Below are 4,338 nucleotides of genomic sequence, written 5' to 3'. Positions count from 1 at the left end.
TACGAGATGGACGTCATCCTCGGCAAGGGGTACCCGTCCTACTTCCTCGTCGTCGCCGACTTCATCATGTGGGCCAAGGAGAACGGCATCCTGGTGGGGCCGGGGCGCGGGTCCGCCGCGGGCTCGCTGATCGCCTACGCGATGGGCATCACCGACCTCGACCCCATCCCGCACGGGCTGATCTTCGAGCGGTTCCTGAACCCCGAGCGCGCGTCCATGCCCGACATCGACATCGACTTCCCTGAAGACCGGCGGGCCGAGGTCATCAGGTACACGACGGAGAAGTGGGGCGCCGACAAGGTCTCCTTCATCGCCACGTTCGGCACCATCAAGGCGAAGGCCGCGATCAAGGACGCGGGCCGCGTCCTCGGCTTCCCGTACGCGCTCGGCGACCGGATCTCCAAGGCGTTCCCGCCCGCGGTGATGGGCAAGGACATCCCGCTGTCGGGCATCTTCGACGAGAAGCACCCCCGCTACGGCGAGGCCGGCGAGCTGCGCAAGCTGTACGAGGAGGAGCCCGACGTCAAGCAGATCATGGACCTGGCGCAGGGCCTGGAGGGGCTGATCCGGCAGACCGGCGTGCACGCCGCCGGGATCATCATGTCCGGTGAGACGATCACCGACCACATCCCGATCATGCGCCGGGACGCCGACGGGGCGATCATCACGCAGTTCGACTACCCGACCTGCGAGTCGCTCGGCCTGCTGAAGATGGACTTCCTCGGCCTGCGGAACCTGACGATCATCGACGACGCGCTCAAGGGCATCAAGAAGAACAAGGGCGTCGACGTCGACCTCCTCGCGCTGCCGCTGGACGACAAGAAGACCTACGACCTGCTCGCGCGCGGCGACACCCTCGGGGTGTTCCAGTTCGACGGCGGCCCGATGCGCGCGCTGCTGCGGCTCATGAAGCCGGACAACTTCGAGGACATCTCCGCCGTCGGCGCCCTGTACCGGCCGGGCCCGATGGGCGCGAACTCCCACACCAACTACGCGCTCCGCAAGAACGGCCAGCAGGAGATCACCCCGATCCATCCGGAGCTGGAGGAGCCGCTCAAGGAGATCCTCGACACCACCTACGGCCTGATCGTCTACCAGGAGCAGGTCATGGCGATCGCGCAGAAGGTGGCGGGCTACACGCTCGGCAAAGCGGACCTGCTCCGCCGCGTCATGGGCAAGAAGAAGAAGGCCGAGCTGGACGCCCAGTACGTCGGCTTCGAGAAGGGCATGCTCGACAACGGCTTCTCCAAGGACGCCGTGAAGACCCTGTGGGACATCCTCGTCCCGTTCTCCGACTACGCGTTCAACAAGGCGCACTCCGCCGCGTACGGGCTGGTCTCCTACTGGACGGCGTACCTGAAGGCGAACTACCCGGCCGAGTACATGGCGGGGCTGCTCACCTCCGTCGGCGACGACAAGGACAAGAGCGCCCTCTACCTGTCGGAGTGCCGCCGGATGGGGCTGAAGGTCCTGCCGCCGGACGTCAACACCTCCGAGGCCGACTTCACCCCGCTGGGCGACACCGAGATCCGGTTCGGGCTGTCGGCCGTCCGCAACGTCGGCCACAACGTCGTGGAGGGGATCGTCGCGGCCCGCAAGGAGAAGGGCCTCTACACCGACTTCAACGACTTCCTCAACAAGGTCCCGCCGCAGGTGTGCAACAAGCGGGTCGTGGAGTCGCTGATCAAGGCCGGCGCGTTCGACGAGCTGGGCCACCGGCGCAAGGCGCTGCTGATGGTGCACGAGCAGGCCATCGACTCGGTCATCGACATCAAGCGCAAGGAGGCCGTCGGCCAGGACTCCCTGTTCGGCGCGCTGGAGGACGACGGCGGCGAGGACGCGTTCGCCGTCGCGATCCCCGAGGGCGAGGAGTGGGACAAGACCACCCTCCTCGCGTTCGAGCGGGAGATGCTCGGCCTGTACGTGTCCGACCACCCGCTCCTCGGCGTCGAGCACATCCTGGAGCGCGAGGCCGACTGCACGATCGCGGCGCTGAACGAGGGCGAGCGCCCGGACGGCCAGGTCGTCATCGTGGCCGGCCTGCTCTCCGGCCTGCAGCGCAAGGTCACCAAGCAGGGCAACTCGTGGGCGATGTTCCAGCTGGAGGACCTGGGCGGCTCGATCGAGGTGCTGTGCTTCCCGTCGGCCTACCAGCTGTGCTCGACGCTGCTCGCCGAGGACGCCATCCTGATCGTCAAGGGCAAGATCGACCGCCGCGAGGACGTCGCGAAGATCATCGCGATGGAGGTCACCCAGCCCGACCTCACCGTCACCGACGCGACCGGCCCGCTCTCGGTCACGATGCCGCTCGGCCGCTGCACGCCCCCCACGGTCTCCCGCCTCAAGGAGGTGCTGATCACGCACCCCGGCACGGCGGAGGTCCACCTGCACATCCAGAACGGCCCGCGCACCACGGTCGTCCGCCTCGACGACCGGCTCCGCGTGGCGCCGTCCCCGGCGCTGATGGGCGACCTGAAGCAGCTCCTCGGCCCGTCCTGCCTCGGCTGACGGCCGCGCCGCGGTCCGGGCGCGGCACCTCAGGCGGAGCCGGGCGTCAGGTGGAGCCGGGCGGTGGAGCCGGGCGTCAGGTGGGCACGGCGGCGGGGGTCAGCTCCGCCTTCCATTCGACGAAGCGGCCGAGGCCGTCGAACGCGGCGCGGGCCGTGCCGCCGCCGGGGAGCACGGCCTCGGTCAGCACGTCGGTCTGCCGGTAGGGGACGCGGTGGTGCGACAGGAACCCGGCGAGCGTCAGGCGGGGCTCGTGCGGGAACAGGCTCGCCGCGTTGGCGAGCAGCCGCGGCAGCGTGACCGGGTCCCACGCGGCGTGCGGTACCTGCGGGTCGTCGACGTGCAGGTAGGCCGAGCCGCCGTCGTAGCCGGCGCCGAGGTAGCCCGCGCCGCCGAGGACGCCGCCGGCGGCCATCGCGATCAGCTCGCCGCCGTGCCCGGCCGGGCCCTCGTACCAGGACAGGTCGACCTCGGGGGTGGTGAACTCGGTGATGCCGAGCCGCTCCCCGATCGCCCGGATCACCAGCGTCGGGGTGACCGCCGGGTGCGCGTCGCCGAACTGCGGGTTCGCCCAGCCCCACAGCCAGGTGCGCTCGCGCGCCGCGTAGCTGCCGAGCAGCGACACGCGGACCGTGACGCCGCCGCTGGTGTAGGTGCGGGCGGTCAGGTCGGCGCTCCAGTCCTCGCGCGGCAGGAACTCGGCGAGGGTCTCCTGCTGCTGCAGGACGACGGCCGCGCGCGCGGCGCCGAGGCGTTCGAACGCAGGACTGAATCCGGACATGTCGGGCACATTATCCCAGTAATCGGGGCGGTCGTGGGCGGGAATCGGACACCCTTCGAAGGTCGATCGGCCGAACCGGGCAGGCTAGGCTTTCGCTGTCAGAGCACTCACACCTAGGAGCGTACGAGGTGCGGCGACCCACCGGGAGGCTCTTCGAGACGAGGCTCTGGGTGACGGGCGCCGTCGCCGCCGGCGCCGTGGCGGTGCTCGGGCCGCTCGCGGGCCTCCTGTGGGCCTGGACGGCGCCCGAGGTGACATATGTGATCGTCCAGGGTGAGGCGCTGCTGGCCGAACCGGAAGGCCAGGGCCCCATCGGCATCGACGCGCGGTTCGCCCTGATCGGGCTCGCCGCCGGGCTCCTGTGCGGGATCGCCGCGTACCTGGCGGGCGGCCGCGGCAACGACGTCGCGCTGCTGCTCGGCCTGGCCGCCGGCGGGTGCGCCGCCGCGCTGCTGGCCTGGCGGACCGGCCACATGATCGGGCTCGCCGGCTTCCAGGACGCGGTCCGGCACGCGCGCGACGGCACCGCCGTCACCGGCGCGGCCGATCTGCGCGCCCGCGGCGTCCTGATGTTCTGGCCGGTGTCGGCCGTGGCGGCGTACGGGCTGCTGGAGGTCGCGGTCCGCCGGCTACCCCCGGGCGATCGCGGCGACGGCGGCCCCGGTGAGCCGGACGAGGTCGGCGGGGGCGAGCTCGATCTGGAGTCCGCGCCGACCGGCGGAGACGTAGACGGTCGCGAGCGCTGACACCGACCGGTCGACCACGGCGGGCAGCCGCCGGCGCTGCCCGAGCGGGCTGATCCCGCCGACGACGTACCCGGTGGCGCGCTCGGCGTCCTTCGGGTCGGCCATCCGCGCCTTCTTCCCGCCGGCCGCGGCCGCGAGCGCCTTCAGGTCCAGGGTGGACGACACCGGGACGATCGCGACCGTGAGCCGCCCGTCCACCTCCGCCAGCAGCGTCTTGAAGATCTGCCCGTACGGGACGCCGAGGGCGTCGGCGGCGGCCTCGCCGTAGGAGCCGGCGTCCGGGTCGGCCTCGTAGGCGTGCAG

At 71.1% G+C, this 4,338-nt stretch carries 4 protein-coding genes; 2 read left to right on the top strand and 2 right to left on the bottom strand.

Annotation, left to right across the window (positions count from 1 at the left end):
* Positions 1–2,508: DNA polymerase III subunit alpha (dnaE, locus tag ACIWVC_RS20140; protein WP_396454420.1), on the top strand; the 2,508-nt coding region annotated here is incomplete at its 5' end.
* Positions 2,509–2,584: 76 nt separating this feature from the next.
* On the opposite strand, the gene ACIWVC_RS20135 is transcribed toward dnaE, so the two are convergent.
* Positions 2,585–3,289: a DUF6882 domain-containing protein gene (locus ACIWVC_RS20135; RefSeq protein WP_396447826.1), complete on the bottom strand. Its 705-nt coding sequence runs from the start codon at positions 3,287–3,289 to the stop codon at positions 2,585–2,587.
* Between the two features lie 128 nt (positions 3,290–3,417).
* Here ACIWVC_RS20135 and ACIWVC_RS20130 point away from each other — a divergent pair, with 128 nt between their 5' ends.
* Positions 3,418–4,035 (top strand): hypothetical protein, encoded by a 618-nt coding sequence (locus tag ACIWVC_RS20130; protein WP_396454419.1) that lies wholly within the window; start codon positions 3,418–3,420, stop codon positions 4,033–4,035.
* On the opposite strand, the gene ybaK is transcribed toward ACIWVC_RS20130, so the two are convergent.
* On the bottom strand, positions 3,919–4,338 hold a 420-nt coding region (gene ybaK / locus ACIWVC_RS20125), incomplete at its 5' end, for a Cys-tRNA(Pro) deacylase (protein WP_396454418.1). The two genes, ACIWVC_RS20130 and ybaK, sit on opposite strands and share 117 nt — an antisense overlap.

It is taken from the genome of Actinomadura sp. (genome assembly GCF_044508335.1).
In the GTDB taxonomy this organism is placed as follows: domain Bacteria; phylum Actinomycetota; class Actinomycetes; order Streptosporangiales; family Streptosporangiaceae; genus Spirillospora.
The sequence above is the reverse complement of the archived record's forward strand: the minus strand, read 5'-3'. Positions and strand labels throughout refer to the sequence as shown.

Excerpts from the sequence above, each read along its gene's own strand:
- ACIWVC_RS20135 (WP_396447826.1), bottom strand. The coding sequence starts at position 3,289 with ATGTCCGGATTCAGTCCTGCGTTCGAACGCCTCGGCGCCGCGCGCGCG.